20 protein-coding genes are annotated in these 21,133 nt (G+C 35.5%); 15 read left to right on the top strand and 5 right to left on the bottom strand.

Annotation, left to right across the window (positions count from 1 at the left end; genetic code table 11):
• Nucleotides 1-194 precede the first annotated feature (194 nt).
• The 4 genes from T323_RS0109075 to T323_RS0109060 form a co-directional block, all read right to left on the bottom strand.
• Nucleotides 195-1,598, bottom strand: coding sequence for a serine hydrolase domain-containing protein (locus T323_RS0109075; protein ID WP_026672997.1), 1,404 nt, complete (start codon nucleotides 1,596-1,598; stop codon nucleotides 195-197).
• A 40-nt stretch (nucleotides 1,599-1,638) separates the two neighbouring features.
• Nucleotides 1,639-2,202, bottom strand: a complete 564-nt coding sequence (locus T323_RS0109070; protein ID WP_026672996.1) for a TetR/AcrR family transcriptional regulator — start codon at nucleotides 2,200-2,202, stop codon at nucleotides 1,639-1,641.
• Between the two features lie 453 nt (nucleotides 2,203-2,655).
• Nucleotides 2,656-2,952 (bottom strand): hypothetical protein, encoded by a 297-nt coding sequence (locus tag T323_RS0109065; RefSeq protein WP_026672995.1) that lies wholly within the window; start codon nucleotides 2,950-2,952, stop codon nucleotides 2,656-2,658.
• A 672-nt stretch (nucleotides 2,953-3,624) separates the two neighbouring features.
• Nucleotides 3,625-3,942, bottom strand: a complete 318-nt coding sequence (locus T323_RS0109060; protein ID WP_026672994.1) for a hypothetical protein — start codon at nucleotides 3,940-3,942, stop codon at nucleotides 3,625-3,627.
• 253 nt (nucleotides 3,943-4,195) lie between these two features.
• On the opposite strand from T323_RS0109060, the gene T323_RS0109055 reads away from it, so the two are divergent.
• From T323_RS0109055 to nikE, 14 genes are all read left to right on the top strand, one after another.
• Entirely contained in the window at nucleotides 4,196-4,729 is a 534-nt protein-coding gene (locus T323_RS0109055) for an RNA polymerase sigma factor (RefSeq protein WP_026672993.1), read from the top strand.
• Complete coding sequence (locus T323_RS0109050) at nucleotides 4,713-5,621, top strand: hypothetical protein (protein ID WP_026672992.1); 909 nt, start codon at nucleotides 4,713-4,715, stop codon at nucleotides 5,619-5,621. The genes T323_RS0109055 and T323_RS0109050 overlap by 17 nt, the downstream gene beginning before the upstream one ends.
• Before the next feature lie 594 nt (nucleotides 5,622-6,215).
• The gene (locus T323_RS0109040) at nucleotides 6,216-6,851 is read left to right on the top strand and encodes a TetR/AcrR family transcriptional regulator (protein WP_026672991.1); all 636 of its coding nucleotides are present in this window, start codon (nucleotides 6,216-6,218) and stop codon (nucleotides 6,849-6,851) included.
• Between the two features lie 95 nt (nucleotides 6,852-6,946).
• Complete coding sequence (locus T323_RS0109035) at nucleotides 6,947-7,639, top strand: M23 family metallopeptidase (protein WP_026672990.1); 693 nt, start codon at nucleotides 6,947-6,949, stop codon at nucleotides 7,637-7,639.
• 454 nt (nucleotides 7,640-8,093) lie between these two features.
• Nucleotides 8,094-8,798: a VanR-ABDEGLN family response regulator transcription factor gene (vanR, locus tag T323_RS0109030; RefSeq protein WP_026672989.1), complete on the top strand. Its 705-nt coding sequence runs from the start codon at nucleotides 8,094-8,096 to the stop codon at nucleotides 8,796-8,798.
• On the top strand, nucleotides 8,791-9,891 hold the full coding sequence (vanS, locus tag T323_RS0109025; RefSeq protein ID WP_035178246.1) for a vancomycin resistance histidine kinase VanS: 1,101 nt from the start codon (nucleotides 8,791-8,793) through the stop codon (nucleotides 9,889-9,891). Before vanR ends, vanS begins: the two co-directional genes overlap by 8 nt.
• A 231-nt stretch (nucleotides 9,892-10,122) precedes the next feature.
• On the top strand, nucleotides 10,123-11,175 hold the full coding sequence (gene vanG / locus T323_RS0109020) for a D-alanine--D-serine ligase VanG (RefSeq protein ID WP_026672987.1): 1,053 nt from the start codon (nucleotides 10,123-10,125) through the stop codon (nucleotides 11,173-11,175).
• Nucleotides 11,172-11,939 (top strand): M15 family metallopeptidase, encoded by a 768-nt coding sequence (locus T323_RS0109015; protein WP_051556461.1) that lies wholly within the window; start codon nucleotides 11,172-11,174, stop codon nucleotides 11,937-11,939. Before vanG ends, T323_RS0109015 begins: the two co-directional genes overlap by 4 nt.
• Complete coding sequence (gene vanT, locus T323_RS26415) at nucleotides 11,936-14,089, top strand: serine racemase VanT catalytic subunit (RefSeq protein WP_051556460.1); 2,154 nt, start codon at nucleotides 11,936-11,938, stop codon at nucleotides 14,087-14,089. The genes T323_RS0109015 and vanT overlap by 4 nt, the downstream gene beginning before the upstream one ends.
• Nucleotides 14,090-14,681: 592 nt before the next feature.
• Nucleotides 14,682-16,304, top strand: coding sequence for a nickel ABC transporter substrate-binding protein (gene nikA, locus T323_RS0109005; RefSeq protein ID WP_026672985.1), 1,623 nt, complete (start codon nucleotides 14,682-14,684; stop codon nucleotides 16,302-16,304).
• An 18-nt stretch (nucleotides 16,305-16,322) separates the two neighbouring features.
• Nucleotides 16,323-17,267 carry a nickel ABC transporter permease subunit NikB gene (gene nikB / locus T323_RS0109000; RefSeq protein ID WP_026672984.1) on the top strand — a complete coding sequence of 315 codons (945 nt, stop codon included), beginning with the start codon at nucleotides 16,323-16,325 and terminating at the stop codon, nucleotides 17,265-17,267.
• Nucleotides 17,264-18,094, top strand: coding sequence for a nickel ABC transporter permease subunit NikC (nikC, locus tag T323_RS0108995; RefSeq protein WP_026672983.1), 831 nt, complete (start codon nucleotides 17,264-17,266; stop codon nucleotides 18,092-18,094). The genes nikB and nikC overlap by 4 nt, the downstream gene beginning before the upstream one ends.
• 19 nt (nucleotides 18,095-18,113) lie before the next feature.
• On the top strand, nucleotides 18,114-18,944 hold the full coding sequence (gene nikD / locus T323_RS0108990) for a nickel import ATP-binding protein NikD (RefSeq protein WP_026672982.1): 831 nt from the start codon (nucleotides 18,114-18,116) through the stop codon (nucleotides 18,942-18,944).
• Between the two features lie 31 nt (nucleotides 18,945-18,975).
• A complete protein-coding gene (gene nikE / locus T323_RS0108985; RefSeq protein WP_026672981.1) occupies nucleotides 18,976-19,788 on the top strand; it encodes a nickel import ATP-binding protein NikE in 813 nt (270 codons plus the stop codon).
• Nucleotides 19,789-19,925: 137 nt separating this feature from the next.
• Here nikE and T323_RS0108980 read toward each other — a convergent pair whose 3' ends face one another.
• Nucleotides 19,926-20,618: a hypothetical protein gene (locus tag T323_RS0108980; protein ID WP_026672980.1), complete on the bottom strand. Its 693-nt coding sequence runs from the start codon at nucleotides 20,616-20,618 to the stop codon at nucleotides 19,926-19,928.
• A 249-nt stretch (nucleotides 20,619-20,867) separates the two neighbouring features.
• Here T323_RS0108980 and T323_RS28800 point away from each other — a divergent pair, with 249 nt between their 5' ends.
• Nucleotides 20,868-21,059 carry a hypothetical protein gene (locus tag T323_RS28800; protein ID WP_026672979.1) on the top strand — a complete coding sequence of 64 codons (192 nt, stop codon included), beginning with the start codon at nucleotides 20,868-20,870 and terminating at the stop codon, nucleotides 21,057-21,059.
• Nucleotides 21,060-21,133: the final 74 nt, after the last annotated feature.

Below are 21,133 nucleotides of genomic sequence, written 5' to 3'. Positions count from 1 at the left end.
GAGTTGTAATTCAAGTAAATGTCCGTTAGTTGAAAAAAAGTCAATAAAAATGAATCGAACGAAAACGCTTGGATAAACTATCCAAGCGTTTTTGCATGCTACATCAAGTGTGGAAAATGGTGTTAATTACACTGCGAAACCATAAAATAAATAGGATTATAATTTCCATTAGATTGGCTGGTTGTTTGGTAGCATTACTTATAGCTAGTCTGGGTGGACTTTATAACAAATGGTACGATTCCATTTGTTGCAACTATAACAACTAATATATGTACTAACAGTGCAACATCTGGTGCGAAAATTCGAATCGTTCTCCATGGACTATTCATAACATAAGTCAGAATAGGTATAATCGCGACTGCTAAAATAAATAAAAAGACACCATAGGAGAAAGTCCACTTCTTATTTGCAATTTTTTTACGTCTAATAATTATATGGATTACAGTTAAAGCTGCTAATAGAATAGTTGCACCCAAAATAATCCATTGAAGACTATAACTTGGTTTCGATAACTGAATAGGTTCAGTCCCCTTCATTATAGAACGAATTCCTTCCACCATCGAATAAACTTGGTAATCATCCATGATATGATATTTATTTGTCAGAAGGACTACCGCAACTTCTTGTTCTGGTATAAAAAACATTTCTGCCCTAAAATCTGATGTTGCTCCTCCATGGAAAAGAAAATGTTCCTTTGGGTAAAACCTCCAACCTAAGCCGTATGTTTTACCTTCTTTTGGTGGTGATTTTATTAACTCGAGGTATTGTTCTGATAATAAGTCTCCGCCTTCTAACATGAATGTTAAAAAATTTGACAAGTCATTTGTACTGGAAGCTAAATAGCCGTATGGTGCTCCCGCATTATCATAAAAACCGTCACTTTTTATCGGTTTGCCAAACCATGACTCGAACCCAGATACGTATCCTTTATCAACCGCTCCTTTATAGTCAGCAGCCGAATGATTCATGTTAAGTGGTGTAAAAATACTCTGATTTAAGTATTCTGAAAAAGTTTGGTTTGTCACTTTTTCAACGATTGCTCCTAAGAGTAAATAGTTAGCAGAGTTATATTCGTAAACTTCTCCAGGCTCATGAAACAATTCCACACCACTGAGTTCAGTAACTGCTTGAGCAATTGCTCCCATGCTTTCCCTCTCCATGTCAGTCACATTAAAACTATCATATCGCCTAATACCACTTGTATGTTCTAATAGATGCAAAACTGTAATTTTTTGTGAACTTTTTGTTTGATAGGTAAACGATGGGATATAAGTTTGAATTGGTTCGTCCAGCTTGATTTTACCATCTTCAACTAACGTCATGATAGCAAGGGCTGTTATCGGCTTGCTTAATGAACCAATAAGAAAGGGGGTATCTGAAGTGACACTTGACCCATTGCTCATTATCCCCCAATTACCTTCATAAAAGTTATCTCCGTTTTTTATAATTTTCAGTGATGCTCCAGGAATGTTATATGTTTCTAAAGAATTCTCGATATATTTCTCTATTTTTTGCCTAGTGTCGTCCGTATTGGCAAAGGCATTAATAGGATTAGATAGATAAAGTATAATGACTAATAAAACAATTGTTTTTTTCATTGGAATTTGCTCTCCTTGTAATAAGTAATAACACTACTACCTACTTATCCTCTAATAGTCCATTTGAAATTTCTATCAGTAAATCATACGCATTATCTATATCAAATTCATTATCTAGTATTTTTTGAAGGGCTAATCCGTCAAAACAAGCTAATAAAATACTCGCTAAAGCATTTGCCTTACTAGGGGTATTGATGAATTTTTGCAAAGGTTTTGACAGACTCTCTCTGCCAGTTTGTAAAATGTTCATAACGTCCTTTTGATAGGGCTCTCCTTTTAACCCTAGAGAATAAAGCTCATATCTCCATAGATACAACAGCGGGTCATTTTCCACCCTAGACTTAATTTCAAGTAAAACTTCTGTAGGGTTAATTTCGGAAGTTTCTTCTGTGCCATATTTTCTGTGATATTTAGTTTGAATATCGTTTTGTACGGAGAAAAGTAATTCCTCCTTATTTTTAAAATAATAATGAACCAATCCTGGTGTTATATTAGCATCTTTAGCAATATCCTTTATCGTAGTGTTATTAAAACCCTTAGTGCTAAATTCTTTATAAGCAGAATCTATTATCCGTTGGCGTTTACCTGTATCCCTATTATTCAATTCATCACCTCATCATTAATTGGTTAACCAACCAAATTATAATAGAAATTTTTAACAAAAACAATACATCAAATGCTAATATCAAATATACACCTAAACTTCTCCGCTTGTTCCATGACTCTCCTCGTTTGTTAATTTACTGTCTTATGGCTTATTTGCATCATTTAAGGAAACACGTTAAGGATTTACTTAGAGCAATCTAGTTGAATATATAAAACTTATGGATATGTATGGGGGTCAGTTTTGGGAGAGAAAAATAACAAGTAACGATTATTTTTCAATGCTGAATTGCAATGATTTTAGGGCTCTACTTTCGTTGAGATATCAACAGCGCTCTCGAGTTGATACATACAATCGTTTTACCATCATTTATACACCCAATCACCCCCAGAATCAATATTGTTAATGTTTTTTGGGGGTGATTCGGTGTCGAGCGCTTCGGCGGGAAATACATTAACCCCATTGACCAGTTGTAATCTTGATAAAAGGTATTAGATTTAGCAAATACGGGATAATCATAATCGGTGTCGTAACCAAAAAGGCTTTTAAATTACCTTCTTTTTTTCTATTAATAATGAAAAATATTAGGTTGAACAACATACCCATAATAAAAAATGCCAGTGATGCTTCAAACCAAGTTTTTACAGGATAGAACTCTTTTGGTGCTCCTGCACTCATATAACCACCAACTAAAATGAGGAATTGATTGAATATGTGAACTAGTAAAAAAATCATATATTGTTTTGTCATTATCACTGCTCCTTTATAAACTTAATACCTCAAAGGTTCGTAATTTCTTTCAATCTAACACTAAAAATTGCGAACATAACAAGTGATTTCGTTGTTAATTCGTTTGTTAAATTACTTGCTAAAATGGTTGTGTTTTCTATTTAAATCCTCCTTAAAGACCTGGAAATATTAAGTACACTTTTGATTGTTTAAAAGGTAGGTTAAGCGTCTAAATTAGGGACATTATATTTCTCCTAAATTAATTTAATCCTAATTTCACCATTTGTCTATACAATAACATCCCACGTGATTGATGTTTATATATAACTATAAAAATATCCACCGATTATATGTAAACGGTGGATAATATTATTGCTTTTTATCAAAATTATATGGTAAAAATAAATTTGCAGTTAATTCACAAAAAAACATAAAACTAATATAAATATCTATGTAAGACTGCTCCAAAGATAACCAAATAGAAGTGGTAGTATATTAACAACAAGAAGTTTCCAAACCCCTAAACTCGTAGAATTTCATCAATTTCATTTTCTGTAACTCCATAGTCAAGTAATAGCTTTACTAAGGACCCCACTATTGACCTCATATCCATAACTACTGTCAAGAACACCATTGATAGGTTTAGATACTCTTTCTAGTTGTCCACTTTGGTTATGTCTAATATTGTGGTCATTAGTAAAACCAAGCCCAAATAGGTCTACTATTCTTTGTAAAATAGATACGGTTTTCTTGCTGAACTTTCTCAACATAGAAGGAAGATGATAGTTCAAAAATCCTTTGACTTGTAACCCCTAATATTCCGGCTGCTTGTGCAATACCAGCTAGAGAAATCTTACTATTCTCTTTGATGACAAGTATTTTTGGAGCGAAGATAATTTGTTCAAGTGCAGTAGTGACTTCGTTTTCTGCGCCTTCAAGTTGAGTCGTAGCTATACCAATTTCTGCTAATAAATGTTCTAAATGAAGCTTGTACGCTTTGTTGAGGAACATAGGGAGAAAATGACTTTTTTATAAATCAAAATCTATAACTGCAAGAAAGTAATCCATTTTGATCAATTTTTCAAAATGGATTACTTGTATATATCATTATATCCTTGTTTCCTTGTCTCTTGATTATTATAGGAATTCGAATAATTTAGGTAATAGCAAAAATTTAATTCTATTCAAAAAAAGTTTTTCTGCAAGTGTCACAAAATGAGCTTTCAAACGACTAATTACAAACAAATAGGAAAAGAAGGTGATGATGGGATTGTACAAAGATAAGCGACAATTTGTAATGGGTTTGTACGAAACGTACTACGATGACGTGTACCGTTTTATTCTCTATATGCTTGGTGACAAACAATGCTGTGAAGATTTGGTTCATGACACGTTCGTAAGAGTATTTATGGCATATGATCGGTTTGATAATCAGTCGAATGTTAAAACGTGGTTATTCGGCATAGCCAAACATTTGGTCATTGATGAAATTCGAAAACGCAAACGAAGGAGGTTTATTTCGTTTGTGAAGGAAATCCCTTCCCCTATTAATGTGGAACAGAATTTTGAAAATAAAGAAGCTGTCTCCTACCTAATAGAGTCCATTCAAAAGTTAAAACCCAATTACCGGGTCGTTATTATTTTGAAGAAAGTGGAAGAATGTTCCACTAGACAGATTGGAGAAATTCTGGGGTGGTCTGAGACAAAAGTTCGTAAAACATTATCACGAGCACTGCAATCTTTGAGAAGAATGAAAGCAATTGAAGAAGGAGGCGACCGTATTGAGCAAACATTATGATGAACCGTGGGAGCAGCTCCAACAAGTTAGGTCAACGAAAGAACAAAAAGAAACAACGAGGACAAAAATTTTGAAAACACTTGAGGCTCATACGGTATATCGTGATCACAGAAACCATTATCCAATGAAAAGTATCGTAGCTACAACGATATTTTTTATGATTAGTGGAGTTTTTTTATGGCTAATTTTACTAGAAAGCGGACAACTACAAACGGCATATGAAGAACCAATCGGTACTGAACTGTTCACTTGGAAACTGGACGATGTCTATCCCGAGAAATCAGATGACGGTATGCTCCTTTATCGGAAAGGTAATCCGGTTGAAGTAGGAGCAGTGAAGGAGGTTACAGAAGAGGAGAAAAATGAGATCGTAACTAGCTTATCGATGCATGTTGAAGAAACACTTGGAAATTTTCCTTACCCCGGAACTATGTATATTGAGCATGTTAAGATGGATGTTTCGTTACGATATCACTTCTTTATGGCATTTACCGATGAGAAATGGATACACATTACCTTTGATTACCCTCAGCTTGAATATGCTGAAATTTTTTACGCAATGTCCACTATAGAGTTCAAAGGGAAAGAACCATATGTTCATGGTGAACAACTCTATGTCACACACGGATATGGAGACTTGTTGTATCCTGTTGGATTGGAGCCAGTGTCTATTTCACTTGAGAAAGAAATTTATCACTGGTCGAATGCTTCATCTAAGCTATATTATGACTACTTAGGTAAGGTTGTTGATGGACCTGGAAATTGGCAGCAAACAACAGTTGATGGACTTACTCATACATTTGTTCATGGAAGATGGGGAACCGAATTAACGATAACTTTAGATGAGAATGAAATAATATATGAGTTTGTTAATCATAATCGAGAGGAGTAACTTTGACTGTTTGGAAATTTACCAAGTCATCACTCATGGAAAATTCGCTTCCATAAATGGGGTGATTTCATTAGCAAACGAAACAAAAATTGATTTCTGTGATGTATATATGTTTAGTAATACTTCAAAGTCTGGAAAGGTAAAAGAAATAAAATCATATAGACTATAGCCTTTAATTAATCGTTCCAATGTTCAACAAATGATATTGGCCCCAATGTTTCTAAAAAAACTCTTGAATAATATTACTTAAACGAAAGAGGACGTTAGAACAAAAATCTGTTGCTTTTGTTGTGGGGATGTCAAGGAAGGATTGAACGAAAGCCTGATTTACTAAGGTTTTTCAGAAATATAGAAATAGTGAGATGCTGGAAGTTAAACGCTGGCCTCTCTTTTTTTCGTTCTTTGGAAACTCATCAACATTTCGTTGTATCGCTTGACCTCTTTGCCTTCTGCCGTGAAATATAACTAATCCCATTTGAGGTGCAATTTCCCCTGAATTTAGGAACTAAATTTATTGACCTTTTAGGTAAATGAGATATAATAATATTGACCTAACAGGTAAATGGCAAGTAGGATTATCAAGGGAGATTGAATATGTCTATAAAATTATTGGATTTAGAACCTTTAAGGCGCGACGCTATCTTAAATGCAGCCTTAAAAGAATTTGCTCTAAAAGGGTTTGACAAGGCATCTACGAATGTAATAGCAAAAGATGCAGGTATTTCTAAAGCCTTGATGTTTCATTATATAAAGAATAAACAGGAACTCTTTCTGCTTGTGTATGATTACTTCACCGAAATTCTTAATAAGGAATACTTTATGAAAATGGATTTTACGAAAAAAGATATTTTTGATCGGCTACGGCAATCGTATCTTCTTCAACTAGAACTAATAAAGCAATATCCTTGGATTTTTGAGTTAAACAAACTTTCGAACGCTACAAACTCTGATGAAGTAAACAAAGAACTTGAAAAAAGAGAAAGAAAAAAGCAATCTTCATGCGGTACTGAAATATTTGACATGATTGATGAATCTAAATTTAGAGCAGGGTTGAATATTGAAAAGTGTAAACAAGTTATCTTATGGGCTAATGTCGGATTTACAAATGAAATATTAGAAGGAATCAGGAATTCAGAAGCTTCAAATGTGGATTATGAGCGTATCGTTTCAACGCTTGACGAATACTTTGACGAACTTAGAAGAATTTTCTATACGACAAGCGATGAATAAGACGTGGAATGAGAAAAATCCCAGCGTATGAGTAAGTACTGGCACTTGTCATTTTCCAATAATGTAGTGAAAAATGGATGGAAGGGAGAAATGAGATGATTAAAGCGCATGAGCCGATAAGTGTAGAGTTTCCTTTGAGAGGAGAATGGCTCTCTCCTAACACTCCAGGGACAAGGATTCCGAGCCACGGAACAAACAAGTTAGGAACAAGATATGCTTATGACTTTATACAAGTTGATTGGGAAAGAACAGGCTGGCCCGCCTATCGTGTTAGCTTGCCACAATATCTTTTTTTTGGGGTTTCCTTAAGGGATTATTACTGTTGGGGCCAAGAGGTATATGCACCATGTGACGGGATCGTTGTCCAAGCAGAGGATGGTTATCGAGAACGAGCACGAACGAATTTGCTATTAGATATGTCTAATGCTTATAAAAATGCTCATTATTTTGAACCGAAAAAAGACGACATACAATCCGTTGCTGGTAACTACATCATCATGAACTGTAGTGAAAATGTATATGCCGCGTTAGTACATCTTCAAACCGATTCTATTCAGGTTTCAGTTGGTCAGAGTGTAAAAAAAGGTGAAGTTATTGGAAGAGTGGGTCATTCAGGAAATTCTTTTGGACCTCATTTGCATTTTCAACTGATGGATAGCAGTGACATCCTTACTGCAAATGGATTGCCTTGTGCTTTTGAACAATATGAAGTTTTCCAAGATGGTGCATGGCAAAAAGTAGTTAATGGCATTCCAACAAATAAAGATAGGATAAGGTTTGGTTACTAAACCGTCTCAATATCTGATTAGTAACAACATAGGGAGAGATACACGGTCACTAGGGGGAGTTTTAAGTGAATAAGGTGCATGGTGACCCCTTTTATTGTCAAACGCCTATGATGTTCACAGATAAGAGCGTTGGTGTCCGCAAAATACTAAGTTTGTCGATATTGTGGAATATATAATACAAATCCAACTGCAAACGGCATCCCAACTCATTTTGTCATCGATTGCAATTTTCAGAGGCAATCTCAATCAGGACAGTACCGAACGCAAGCAACATAAACTGAAGGGAAATCATAAGAATCCAACACTAAATTGAATCGCATTTGCTAGTTCTTGAACACTAGTACTTTATTGAAGAAGCGCTTCTTGACCAAAAAGCGATAAAGCTCCTCTTCTCATTCTGCAGAAAATCAATTAATCTATATAAACAGAGCTTTAAAAGTAGGAGATGACAAACATGAACCCTATTTTAGTGGTGGATGATGAAAAAGAGATTGCGGATTTAGTGAAGTATTATTTAACAAATGAAGGCTACGATGTATGCGTATTTTATGAAGGAAACTCTGCTTTAAAGTTTATCCAATCCAATCAGATTGAGCTTGCCATATTAGATGTGATGTTACCGGGGGTAGACGGTTTTTCCATTTGCCAGAAAATCCGTGAAACCTATCATTATCCGGTCATTATGCTGACAGCAAAAGTAGAAGATATCGATAAAATTACCGGGCTAACGCTTGGAGCGGATGATTATATTACAAAACCGTTTAATCCATTAGAAATGGTAGCAAGAGTGAAGGCACAGCTGCGGCGTTATAAGCGATATAATCAGAGCAGTGGCACAACGATTCAGCCGATTCAACAGGCAAAGGAATTTGATTTTGCGGGTTTAATCATTAATATCGACACCCGTAAATGCACACTTTATGGAAACCCACTATCATTAACGCCGATTGAATTTTCTATCCTCTGGTATTTATGTGAAAACAGAGGGAAGGTTGTGTCTTCAGAAGAGTTATTTGAAGCGGTATGGGGTGAAAAATATATAGATAATAATAATACGGTAATGGCTCATATTGCACGACTTAGAGAAAAAATGAAAGAACCTTCAAGAAAGCCAAAGTTTGTTAAAACAGTATGGGGGGTGGGCTACACCATTGAATAAAAAGTCTAATAATGTAGTGAGGGTAGGATTATTTAGAAGAATTTTAGGGAGATTTTTCATTACGATTTCTATTTTTTCAATTGGATTAATTACTTTCTATATAGCGTTTAGATACATAATAAATCAATTCATTTGGTATCCTACAGACTTCGTATACGTACTATTAAGACCAATTGGACAAAACCCTTTACTGTTTATCGCGCTTATATGGATAGGTGGAGTTTTTTTCATCTTCCTCTATTACTGGTGGAAGACGCTTAGTTATGTTGATAATATTGTTGAAGCAAGTAAAAAGCTTGCTTCCGATAATAATGAAAGTATCCATCTTCCTCTTGAACTTAAACAAGTGGAAGATCGGATGAATTCAATGAAAGAAGAATCAATTCGAAACGCAAGATTAGCAAAAGAAGCAGAACAAAGAAAAAATGATTTGCTCGTTTATTTGGCTCATGATTTAAAAACACCATTAACTTCTGTTATTGGTTATATCACATTGTTGCGAGATGAGCAGCAGATTTCTCAAGAGCTTCGTGAAAAGTATTTATCTATTACGTTGGATAAAGCGGAACGGTTGGAAGATTTAATAAATGAATTTTTTGAGATCACTCGATTTAATTTAACCGAGCTAAGTCCTGAAAAGAGTTCCATTCATTTAACAAGAATGCTAGAGCAGATAACGTTTGAGTTTCATCCACTTTTTGTGGAGAAGAATGTAACGTGTCAATTAGACATTGAACCGAATCTTGAAATTTCATGTGATGTAAACAAGATGCAGCGTGTTTTCGATAATTTAATCCGTAATGCCGTTAATTACAGTTATGAGAATGGCACGATTTTCATCCGCTCAAAAAGAGAAAAGGACTTTCTTCATCTTCATTTTATTAACAGTGGTCGTACTATTCCAAAAGATAAGCTAGAGCGGATCTTTGAACAGTTTTATCGGTTGGATACTTCTCGCGCGACACATACAGGTGGTGCTGGTCTAGGTCTAGCTATTGCCAAAGAAATTGTTGAATTACACGGGGGAACCATTACGGCCTATAGCGAAGATGAAAAAGTTGAATTTATTGTCGCACTACCATTCACCTCGTAAGGAATTTGTAAGAATTAATTCAGAAAAACGTATCCATTCCTTGATAATAAACGAAAAAATAACACTTTATGTTCTAGTACGATAGATGTACAGAAACATGAAGTGTTTTTTTATTACACAATATCATGGCGGTTTAATCGACATTGCAGTATAAGTGCAACTAAGGCTCAGTCGGCGCCTAAATGTTTGGCTTTAGCAAATTTTCTTAATAACAGTAGGGGGAATGAAATAATGGAAAAAATAATTGTAGCCGTGGTCTTTGGCGGTTGTTCAAATGAATACGAAGTATCTCTTCAATCCGCTCATTCAGTTATCTCTCATATGGACAAGGAAAAATATGAAATAATCTTGATCGGTATCACTAAAGAAGGGAGCTGGTATCGATATGATGGTAGTTTGGAAAAAATCGAACAGGACACTTGGTGGAAAGATGTTTCAAACTGTACACCTGTTGCCTTCTCCCCAAATCGTTATAGTCGTAAAATAGTTCAATATCAGCTGGGTGAAATTATAGAAATGACGATTGATATTGTCTTTCCTGTTTTGCACGGTAAAAACGGGGAGGATGGCACACTTCAAGGGTATGTTGAACTGGCAGGAATTCCTTTTGTTGGCTGTGACACCTTTTCTTCTGCTTTATGCATGGATAAAGATAGAGCACATAAATTAGTAGCGCATGAAGGTATTCGTACACCTCGGTCAATTGTTTTTTCAAATAATGATACTGAGGAGCATATCTTTGCATTATGCAGTCAGCTTGAGCCGCCACTATTTGTTAAACCTGTAAAATCTGGCTCCTCGATTGGTATTACACTTGTAAAAGAAAAAGAAGAGTTGTTTAAGGCAATAACAGATGCATTTTGTCATGATGATCGAGTCATCATAGAAGAATTTATCGAAGGATTTGAGGTGGGATGTGCCATTCTCGGTCATGATGACCTTACCGTTGGGGAAGTTGATGAAATCGAATTAGCGAATGGATTTTTTGATTTTAATGAAAAATATTCACTTGCAAACTCGCGAATTCATATGCCAGCTCGGGTTGACGCTAATATAGCAAAAAAAATAAAGGAAACGGCTATACAGATTTATCGGACACTTGGTTGTTCTGGATTGGCGAGAGTCGATTTGTTTATTACAAAGAATCAAGATATTGTCTTTAACGAAGTGAATACCTTTCCTGGTTTTACAGACCATAGTCGTTATCCGGCAATGATGAAAGGAATTGGCCTTACGTTTCCGACTATTATTGATAAGTTGATCCAATTAGGGTTAGAGCGATGAGAACAATAACTCTACATAAGGACGATGTGTTCAATGGCTATTTAGTCTTAGTTAACCGCACCAACCCAATAAAAGGACCATTGTTTAAAAACATAAGCACACTCGTACCTTTTTCAATAGTTGATGAAAAGATTCTGCTCGAAAAAAGGGCAAGTGCCTCTCTCATCCATTTAATCGAAAAAATAAATAGTAAGGAGAAGATTGTTCCCGTTAGTGGGTATCGAAGTAAGGAAGAGCAAGAAACGATATTTGAAGAATCATTACTAGAAAACGGTAGGGATTTTACTGAACGATATGTAGCGTTTCCCAATTGTAGTGAACATCAGACGGGACTTGCCATCGATTTAGCTGAAAATCAACCTGTCATTGATTTTATACGCCCTTCTTTTCCTTATAGTGGAATCTTTGCCGAGTTCCGAGAGCTTGCTGCTGATTATGGGTTTATTGAACGATATGAGAAAAACAAAGAGGAGCTAACAGGAATCTCACACGAACCATGGCATTTCCGATATGTAGGATTTCCCCATGCTAATAGGATTCAAAAGCTTGGTTTCTGCCTTGAGGAATACATTCAATTTCTTAGAGATTTTCCAATAGGTGGGACTCCTTATACATTCATAGAAAAAGAATTGGAATTTAATGTTTTTCATGTGCGAGCTAATGAAGAATGGACGACGATTGAAATACCTGAAGACTGCTTATATCAGATATCTGGAAATAATGTTGATGGATTTATCGTAACGATTTGGAGCAGACCTCTATGAGCTTGAATCATAAATCAGGAGCGATTGATCAGTTCCGATTAATCGCCGCGTTTCTTGTGGTAGCGAACCATACTTCTCCGCTCCTCACTTTTGGTGAGGATGCTGATTTTATTTTAACGCGTATCATTGCTAGAATAGCGGTTCCGTTTTTCCTTATGGTTAGTGGATATTTCTTATATAAACAAATAGAAAGTGGAAATAAGCTTTACATTTGGTCTTTCTGTAAGAAACTTGTTCTTTTATATATTTGCTCAATCGTCCTGTTTTTACCACTTAATCTTTACGCTGGACATTATAAGAGTGAAGGTTGGGGATTTTCGTTTTTGAAAGATTTGTTAATTAACAGTACTTTTTATCATTTATGGTATTTTCCAGGGTTGATTCTAGGCGTTCTGATTGTTGTCTTTTGTATGCGGAAAATTGGTTTGCGCTTAACGTTTTTTTTATCCCTTTTTCTTTATGTGATTGGATTATTTGGAGATAGCTACTATGGTGTTATTAAACAAATACCTTATTTAGAGTCTTTCTATAATACTATTTTTTCTATTTCAGATTATACGAGAAATGGTTTGTTTATGGTCCCGCTCTTTCTTACGATGGGGATGCTTATCTATCAAATTACTAAACGAGGTTCATTTACAAAGAACATCTCATTGCTCTTTCTTTCCCTTGTATTCTTAATTGTTGAGGGACTTTTGCTTTATCATCATTCCCTACAACGTCATGACAGTATGTATATCATGCTTCTTCCAACAATGTATTACTTGTTCCTCTGTTTATTGCAAATAAAGGGAACAAGCAGTAGAAATATACGAACTTTATCGGTCATCATTTATATCATTCACCCTTGGATGATTGTTATCGTTCGCTTTACATCTGATTTCTTAAATTGGAAACACTTGTTTGTTGAAAATAGTCTCCTTCACTTTTGTATGGTTAGTTTTCTTTCATTCGCTGTAGCATTGATGATGGTGTATTGGAGAAAAGAGACAGCTTCTTCTACTAGTAGAGCTTGGGTTGAAATTGATTTACAGGCATTAAGAGAAAATATAAGGGCATTAAAAGAACTGATACCATCCGATGCGAAATTAATGGCAGTTGTAAAAGCGAATGCATATGGCCATGGTGCTGTTAAAATAGCGAGAGAATTAAATAAGCAAGGAATTAAATCGTTTGCAGTAGCTACGTTAGCAGAAGGAATCGAGCTACGCAAGCATAGAATCAAAGGTGAGATCCTTATATTAGGTTACACCAATCCAGCAGAAATTCATCGAATTAAGCAATACCGTTTGACTCAAACTGTCGTCGATTTGTCTCACGCAAAGGAATTAAACAAGCATGGGGTAAAAATACCGATTCAAATTAAGTTAGACACGGGTATGCATCGATTAGGCTTTAATCCAGCCAATAGTAAAGATTTAAAAGCGCTGTATAATTGCCAAAATTTAAGAGTTACAGGGATTTTCTCACATTTATCCGTATCCGACAGTTTGACAAGTGAAGATATTCATTTCACGAACAAGCAAGTCGAAACATTTAATCAAACAATAAAGTGGTTAGAATCACAGCTACTTCCGACTGGAAAACAACATATCCAAGCAAGTTATGGAATTTTAAATTATCCTACATTACAATACGATTATGTTCGAGCTGGTATCGCACTTTATGGAGTCTTAAGTAAAAACGATAAAGTTTCTAGCAACGTTAAGTTACAACCAGTTTTAGCCCTCAAAGCTAGAATTGCAGTAGTGAAACAACTAAATCCCGGTGAATTTATTAGTTATGGCAGAGCCTATCAAGCAAAACAAAAAATGAAAATTGCGATCGTTACGATTGGCTATGCAGATGGACTTCCAAGAAACATAAATAAAGGTTACGTTCTTATTCAATCACAAAAAGCTCCCATTATCAGTCGAATTTGTATGGATCAACTTATCGTCGATATCTCCCATTTAGAACATGTCCAAATCAGTGACGTAGTAACTCTAATCGGAAAAGATGGGAAAGAACAAATAGCTTCCGAAGATGTTGCAGAAAAGAGTGGGACGATTACGAATGAATTATTAAGTAGACTTGGTTCACGCCTGGAATATGTTTATAAGGGTGGCGCTCAAACGGTTACTGACCGCTGGAGGAAGCTTTTCGATTAGAAGGAATTTCAGAAACGACCTTAATAAGTACAACACGTTCTATGGATTCAGGAAACACAACGCTAGGCTTGCAAGTTACTATCCGAAACTTTTGAGTATCATAAAGCAAGAGCTGGTTACTATGTCCCTTGAACAGAGATTCCCCCCTTTCTGTTAAACTTGTTGGAGCCTTGTTAAACAAAACAGAGCAAAATACAAGTTGAAATGTTGAAGCTATTTTTTGTTTAGTTAAAGATATTAAATAATTAAGGGGTTTTTCCATGAAAAATGTTCGAGTTATATAAAGTACTGCAACGAAAACATGATTGCTATGACCACTAATTATGTAACTTTGAATCAGTTGCACTCATTGACAGGTTGATGAAAGTATATGTTCCGTCAAACGATTTGTTTGTCGGAATTTTTTTGTGCGTCAACCATTTCCTCAGTATAAATTCATTTATTTTCTTCTCCAATTAATTGGCACGACCAGATGGCGGTGGTTACCCTTTGTCTACGATATGTTTGTATAAAATTATGATTGACAAAGTATTAGGCAGGAATTACTATTGATAATAGTTTTCAATATCATTTAGGAGAGGAACAATTACATATGCCAAACTCAAAACAGTATATACAATTTTTAATGATGGCACTTATTCTATTATTCGCTTTAGTTGGTTGTTCAAATGAAACTGTAGAAACTGATAATTCACCTTCTACACAGGTAAGTGATAACAAGATTACATTTGCTTGGCCAAGAGACATTGGTGAAATGAATCCACATATTTATAATCCATCACAATTATTTGCACAATCTATGGTGTATGAACCTTTAGTTAGCTATCATGACGGAGGAGAATTAAAGCCCCATCTAGCAGAGTCATGGGATATTTCTGAAGATGGGAAAGAGTACATCTTTACTTTGCGAAAAGGTGTTAAATTTTCTGATGGCACAGATTTCAATGCAGAGGTTGTTAAGAAGAACTTTGATCCCATATTAGCAAATAAAGATACTCATAGTTGGTTAGGAGTAATATCAAAGATTGATAAAATAGAAATCATTGATGAGTATAATTTCAAATTAGCATTAACTGAAGCCTATTACCCTACTATCCAGGAGTTAGCAGTCGTCCGTCCAGTTCGATTCCTTGGTGAAGCGGGCTTTCCAGAAGATGGTGATACTTCAAAAGGTGTAGTTCATCCAGTTGGAACAGGACCGTGGATTTTGGAAGATTATAAAGTAGATGAATATGCTACTTTTATACGTAATGATAATTATTGGGGTGAACTACCTTCTGTGGAGGAAATTACTGTTAAAGTCATTCCAGATGCTGAAACACGAGTACTTTCTTTTGAAAAAGGAGATTTAGATCTCATTTATGGTGAAGGCGTTATTAATATTGATTCTTTTAACCAATTAGAATCAACAGGAAACTATGAGACTAGCGTTTCTGAGCCTGTTGCTACTAGGCAGTTAGTTATGAATACAAATACTGAACAGCTTTCAGATGAGCGTGTTCGTCAAGCATTACATTTTGGATTTAATAAACAAGCTATGGTCGAAGGCGTTACATCTGGGTTGGAAGAAAAGGCTGACTATCTCTTACCAACAAATTATCCTTACACTTCAAAAGTGAATGTAACTGCGGTTGATTATAATGTTGAAAAAGCTAAAGAATTATTAGATGAAGCAGGATGGAAGTTGCCAGAAGGAAAAAACATTCGAGAAAAAGATGGGAAACTATTAGAAATTGAATTAATGTATAATTCTGCTGAATCCATTCAAAAAACAATGGCTGAAACATTACAATCTGAGTGGGCAGGACTAGGGGTTAGTTTAAATATTGTTGGAGTGGAACTTACAACACAAGTAGAAAGATTCAAAGCAAATGATTTCCATATGAACTTCTTTAGCAACTACGGGTCTCCTTATGATCCACATACCTTCGTAAATATCATTTCTACAGAAGGTTTTGGATTTAGTGAAGCTATTTCAGCTTACCCTAATAAAGAGGATCTATTAAATGACATTACTAAAGTAAAACAAACAACGGATGAAGCTGAACGCCAAGAATTATATACTACAATATTAAGCTCATTACAAGAACAAGGTGCGATTGTACCTATTTCGTATATTAAACAAATAGCTATTTATCAAAGTGATATTTCTAATTTTACATTTCCTGCTAACCGGGATGAACATCCGTTTACAGGAATTAGCGTAAACGAGTAAGAGACTGGAGAGGTATTCATGGGCACTTATGTCTTGAAACGGATTTTTATGATTGTTCCAATTTTTCTTTTGGCGACATTACTAACATTTACAATGATTAATTTATCACCAGTGGATCCTGCTGAAGCATATTTTGCCGCAGCTCATATTCAAGCAACAGAAGAGATGTTGGAACAAAAAAGACATGAGTTTGGTTTAGACCAACCTCTCCTAACCCAATATGTGAATGCCATTATTAAAATATGCCAACTTGATTTTGGTATATCTTATGTTACGAATAAACCAGTATGGGAGGAAATTTCCTCTAGAATGCCAGCGACGATCCAGTTAACAGTAGGGAGTCTTTTCATAGCTATTTTAATAAGTGTTCCCTTGGGGTTTTTAGCAGGAATAAAGAAAAATAGTGGAATTGACCATTTTAGTCGATTCCTCTCTTTTATTGGTGCATCCATTCCATCATTTTGGCTTGGATATTTATTTATTTTCTTTTTCTCTGTAAAACTAGACCTATTCCCAGTTGAGGGTAAAGGCTCCTGGGAACATTTAGTTTTACCTTCAATTACACTGGCATTCCCTTTAATCGCTTTATATACCCGATTACTACGTGCAAGTGTTCTTGAAAACTTACAAGAGTCGTATGTGCTTTTTGCCCGAACGAGAGGACTTCCTGAAAAAATTATCATGGGAAAACATGTACTTCGAATTGCCATTTCTCCGATGATTTCTGGACTTGGAATGAATTTAGGGAACTTAATGACCGGAGCGATTATTGTGGAGGTCGTCTTTTCATGGCCAGGATTTGGACGGTATTTTATAGATGCTGTTTTTAATCGTGATATTCCTGTGATCCAAGGTTATGTGCTGTTAGCGGCGGCCCTATTTTTAATAAGTAACTTAATTGTCGATTTAATCCAAATGTATATTGATCCACGCATATCTAGAAAAGGAAGACAGTTTCAATGATAGCAACGTTCCGTGAAAAATTAAAAAGTCAAAAAGTGATTGTCATTTGTTCAGTTATTTTGTGTGTATTATTGTTTATTACTATCTTTGCTCCTTGGCTTGCACCGAATGATCCAATTGCAGTCAATTTAGTTCATAAACTACAACAACCTTCTCTAACATATCCATTAGGAACAGATCATTTAGGTCGATGTACATTTTCACGTATCTTACATGGTGCAAGAATTTCGTTAGGGTATGCTTTAATTATTTTTATATCAGCATTAAGCATTGGTTTGATTATCGGAATTCTTGCAGGGTATTTTGGTGGTTGGATAGATCAATTGTTAATGAGATTCGGTGATGCTCTAATGGCAATTCCAAGTCTTTTGTTTGTTCTTGGTTTTGTAGGAATTTGGGGGGCGGGTCTTAAACAAGTTGTATTAGGGCTAATTCTTGTACAATGGGTTTATTACGCTAGGATAATACGTGGAATGGTATTAAGCCTGAAAGAACGAAACTATATTATGGCTGCGAAAATCAGTGGATCTTCTACTTGGACCATTGTAAAGAAACATATTTTTCCTAATGTTCTCCCACCACTAGCGGTAATGGGCACACTTGAAATGGGATGGGCGATTATGAGTTTATCCTCCATGTCATTTCTAGGGTTAGGAGTGCAACCACCTACACCGGAATGGGGGGCGATGATTCATGAAGGGAAATCTTATATTCGGACACACCCAGCTTTAATGATTTACCCAGGATTAATGATAATGTTAGTGGTTGTTACTTTCAATTTATTAGGGGAGTCACTATCTGAACGTTTTGGGGTTAAACGTCGCTAATGAAAAGGATTGTTAAATGATGAATTCAAATGAAAGAGATGTTTTATGTGTGAAAGATTTGCATGTGCATGTAGCCACAAGCAAAGGTGTTTCCACACTTATACAGGATATTAATTTTGAGGTGAAAAAAGGTCAAATTCTAGGCCTTGTTGGGGAAAGTGGTTGTGGTAAAACCGTTACAAGTATGTCCATCCTACAGTTACATGATAAAAATAATTTGCAAATCAAGGGAAGTATTACTCTAGAAGGAAAGGAATTAAATGGCCTTGAAAACAAAGAAATGCGAAAAATTCGCGGGAAAGATATTGCTTTCGTTATGCAAAACCCGATGAATGCATTTACTCCTGTTTTTACGATTGGTCATCAATTTATTGAAACAATTAAATCTCATACGTCATTAACTAAAAAGCAAGCAAAAGAGCTTGCGATGGATGTCTTGGAAAGTGTGAATTTGGAAAACCCCAATAAGTTATTAAAAAGCTACCCTTTCCAATTAAGTGGCGGAATGCTTCAACGAGTGATGATTGCTATCGCAGCATGCTTACAACCTTCTGTGATTATTGCTGATGAACCAACTACAGCCCTTGATCTTCATAGCCAGTTATTAGTACTGCGATTATTAGATAAAATACGTACGGAATATGGAACCGCGATTTTACTTATTTCTCATGATCTAGGAGTTATATCAGAGATGGCTGATGATTGTATTGTAATGCAAAATGGTAGAATTGTTGAATCAGCAAATGTGTTAGAATTATTTGATAACCCAAAACACGAGTATACGAGGCAGTTATTAAGAACAAGGCCGACCTTATATTCTGAGAAACAACCATATACTTATATGTTGTGATTACCGATTACATACTCGGAAGGTGAAACCATTGAGCTTATTACAGGTAAAACAAGTACACCTTAGCTTTAATTCTAAGAAACTATTTAAAGAAAACACCCTATCAAATAAAGTTCTTAATGATATTTCCTTTACTATTGAAGAGGGAACATGTTTGGGCTTAATAGGTACAAGCGGAGCCGGAAAAAGTACTTTAGGAAAAGTAATTCTCGGAATTCAACCTCCACAACAAGGTCAAGTTTTGTTTCAAGGATATGATATATATAATATAGGGAAAGCAACACAACAAAAACTACGTCGTGATTTACAAGTTGTATTTCAAGACTCATATTCAGCAGTTAACCCGCGGATGACAGCTGAACATATTATTAGTGAACCACTAGAAAACTATGAAAAATTAACAAAAAGAGAACAAAGAATAAGAATTATTGAGCTTTTAGAAAGAGTGGGATTAAGTGAAAAGGATTTAAAAAAATATCCACATCAATTTAGTGGCGGACAACTACAAAGAATAAACATTGCTAGAGCGATCGCTCTTAATCCAAAGTTAATTGTTCTTGATGAATCAGTAAGTAGTTTGGATATGGTAACACAAGGCTTAATTTTACAATTATTAGAGAAATTGAAACAGGACTTCGGTTTAGCGTATCTTTTTATTACCCATGATATTAAAGTGGCTTTTTCCATTTCTGACCGTATAGGTGTACTTGAAAAAGGAGAATTAATTGAACTTTACAATTCAAAAGATGATTTTTTTTCATCGCAACATCCTGTTGTTAAAAGGCTAAGATCTTCTATTCTTTCGGAACACCCACGCTTTCGTAAACTCATCGGGACAACATAAGAACATATCTAAATATTTTTTTTATTAGTATGTTTTGGTCTGTTTCCGTCTTTTAACCAAATCGAATTTGCTTGCCTATACCTATTTTTCTCCTTTGAGCCCGATAATGACAGTCGTCTGTTTTGCAGGTTGGTCGACTACTTCTCATATGTCCGGTGCTTCCATATCTCAACGGCAATCCAAATACAACCGATTGCAATCAGCAGACCGTGTGCGATTCGAAGTGGTTGTGAGGCAAGGTATTGGGGAAGATATAAAACAATTCCAACTGCAAGCGGCATCCCAGTCCATTTTGTCATCGTTTGGGATTTCCAGATGGCAATTGCAATCAGGATAGTACCGAGCGCAAGCAGCATGAGCCCAAGGAAAATCATTAGAAAGCCAGGACCAAATCGAATCGCATTTGCTAGTTCTAGAACACTAGCACTTTGTTGAAGAAGTGCTTTTTGACCAATGACCGAAAGCGCAAATACCTCAGCACCGTAAAACGGCAAAGTGAATCCCATCCCTAAATAGCTTAAAAGTACTCCAGTTAACGCTACTTTTCGTGCTTTGTTATTTTCTATTGTGTTATATAACCCTATTAATCCTAAAGGCAATAACAGAAAAGCGATAATCCCTAAAACATGAGAAAGCATCCAAGCATTTGAAGCAAAGGCAGCGGCACCTTGCAATGTTGCCTCGTCTGAAAATGGTCGAAGTGCCGGATACAAAAAGAATAAAATCCCAGACAAAAATAGTGAGAGAACAGCGATAGGACGTAAAACAGGTTTCAATGGTGTTGCTTTGTTCAGCGTTTCTTGTAACGTTGGACCAGCAGTCTGATTCATTTTTTCCACTCCTTATATAAATCGGCATTAAAACTAATGGTATTAGTTTTAAGTATATTATAACTAATGCCATTAGTTTTGGATATAGATGATTTGTAAATTTTTTGTAATATGTAAAGTGAACAGGGTCTGATTGTTGAGTGGTCTTTGAACCGTACTTGAAAGTGGAATTTGATTTATAAATAGAGCTGCTGAAGCAATAATAGAGAATCCAAAAGAAGAGCTGTAGGTAAATGTCTTTGTGATACGTTGCCAAGTGAAATAGATGCAGAAATATATCACCTGTTTAATAAAGTATACAAAGAACAAGTACTGCGACCTGCTGAAATCCAAACATTATATTCAAATACGATCGTCGAAGCAAAAGTTTACCTAATAGTGATGGTTTGTTATGTGTATCGTTATATTTTTACAAACAAAGGAAAAAAGGTGTTATGGTAAGCTGAAGAGTATTGGTGAATTGGCAATAGGAGTAGCTCATGAGAGTAGTGGCTTACTGAAGAGCAGAGCGAGCA

The sequence above is a fragment of the Alkalihalobacillus bogoriensis ATCC BAA-922 genome (assembly GCF_000621445.1).
GTDB classification, from domain to species: domain Bacteria; phylum Bacillota; class Bacilli; order Bacillales; family Bacillaceae_F; genus Bacillus_AO; species Bacillus_AO bogoriense.
Note: the sequence above shows the minus strand (reverse complement) of the source record. Positions and strands in the feature narration are given on the sequence as shown.

Excerpts from the sequence above, each read along its gene's own strand:
- T323_RS0109075 (WP_026672997.1), bottom strand. The coding sequence starts at position 1,598 with ATGAAAAAAACAATTGTTTTATTAGTCATTATACTTTATCTATCTAAT.
- T323_RS0109065 (WP_026672995.1), bottom strand. The coding sequence starts at position 2,952 with ATGACAAAACAATATATGATTTTTTTACTAGTTCACATATTCAATCAA.
- T323_RS0109060 (WP_026672994.1), bottom strand. The coding sequence starts at position 3,942 with ATGTTCCTCAACAAAGCGTACAAGCTTCATTTAGAACATTTATTAGCA.
- T323_RS0109055 (WP_026672993.1), top strand. The coding sequence starts at position 4,196 with ATGGGATTGTACAAAGATAAGCGACAATTTGTAATGGGTTTGTACGAA.
- T323_RS0109040 (WP_026672991.1), top strand. The coding sequence starts at position 6,216 with ATGTCTATAAAATTATTGGATTTAGAACCTTTAAGGCGCGACGCTATC.
- T323_RS0109035 (WP_026672990.1), top strand. The coding sequence starts at position 6,947 with ATGATTAAAGCGCATGAGCCGATAAGTGTAGAGTTTCCTTTGAGAGGA.
- vanR (WP_026672989.1), top strand. The coding sequence starts at position 8,094 with ATGAACCCTATTTTAGTGGTGGATGATGAAAAAGAGATTGCGGATTTA.
- vanG (WP_026672987.1), top strand. The coding sequence starts at position 10,123 with ATGGAAAAAATAATTGTAGCCGTGGTCTTTGGCGGTTGTTCAAATGAA.
- T323_RS0109015 (WP_051556461.1), top strand. The coding sequence starts at position 11,172 with ATGAGAACAATAACTCTACATAAGGACGATGTGTTCAATGGCTATTTA.
- vanT (WP_051556460.1), top strand. The coding sequence starts at position 11,936 with ATGAGCTTGAATCATAAATCAGGAGCGATTGATCAGTTCCGATTAATC.
- nikA (WP_026672985.1), top strand. The coding sequence starts at position 14,682 with ATGCCAAACTCAAAACAGTATATACAATTTTTAATGATGGCACTTATT.
- nikB (WP_026672984.1), top strand. The coding sequence starts at position 16,323 with ATGGGCACTTATGTCTTGAAACGGATTTTTATGATTGTTCCAATTTTT.
- nikC (WP_026672983.1), top strand. The coding sequence starts at position 17,264 with ATGATAGCAACGTTCCGTGAAAAATTAAAAAGTCAAAAAGTGATTGTC.
- nikD (WP_026672982.1), top strand. The coding sequence starts at position 18,114 with ATGAATTCAAATGAAAGAGATGTTTTATGTGTGAAAGATTTGCATGTG.
- T323_RS0108980 (WP_026672980.1), bottom strand. The coding sequence starts at position 20,618 with ATGAATCAGACTGCTGGTCCAACGTTACAAGAAACGCTGAACAAAGCA.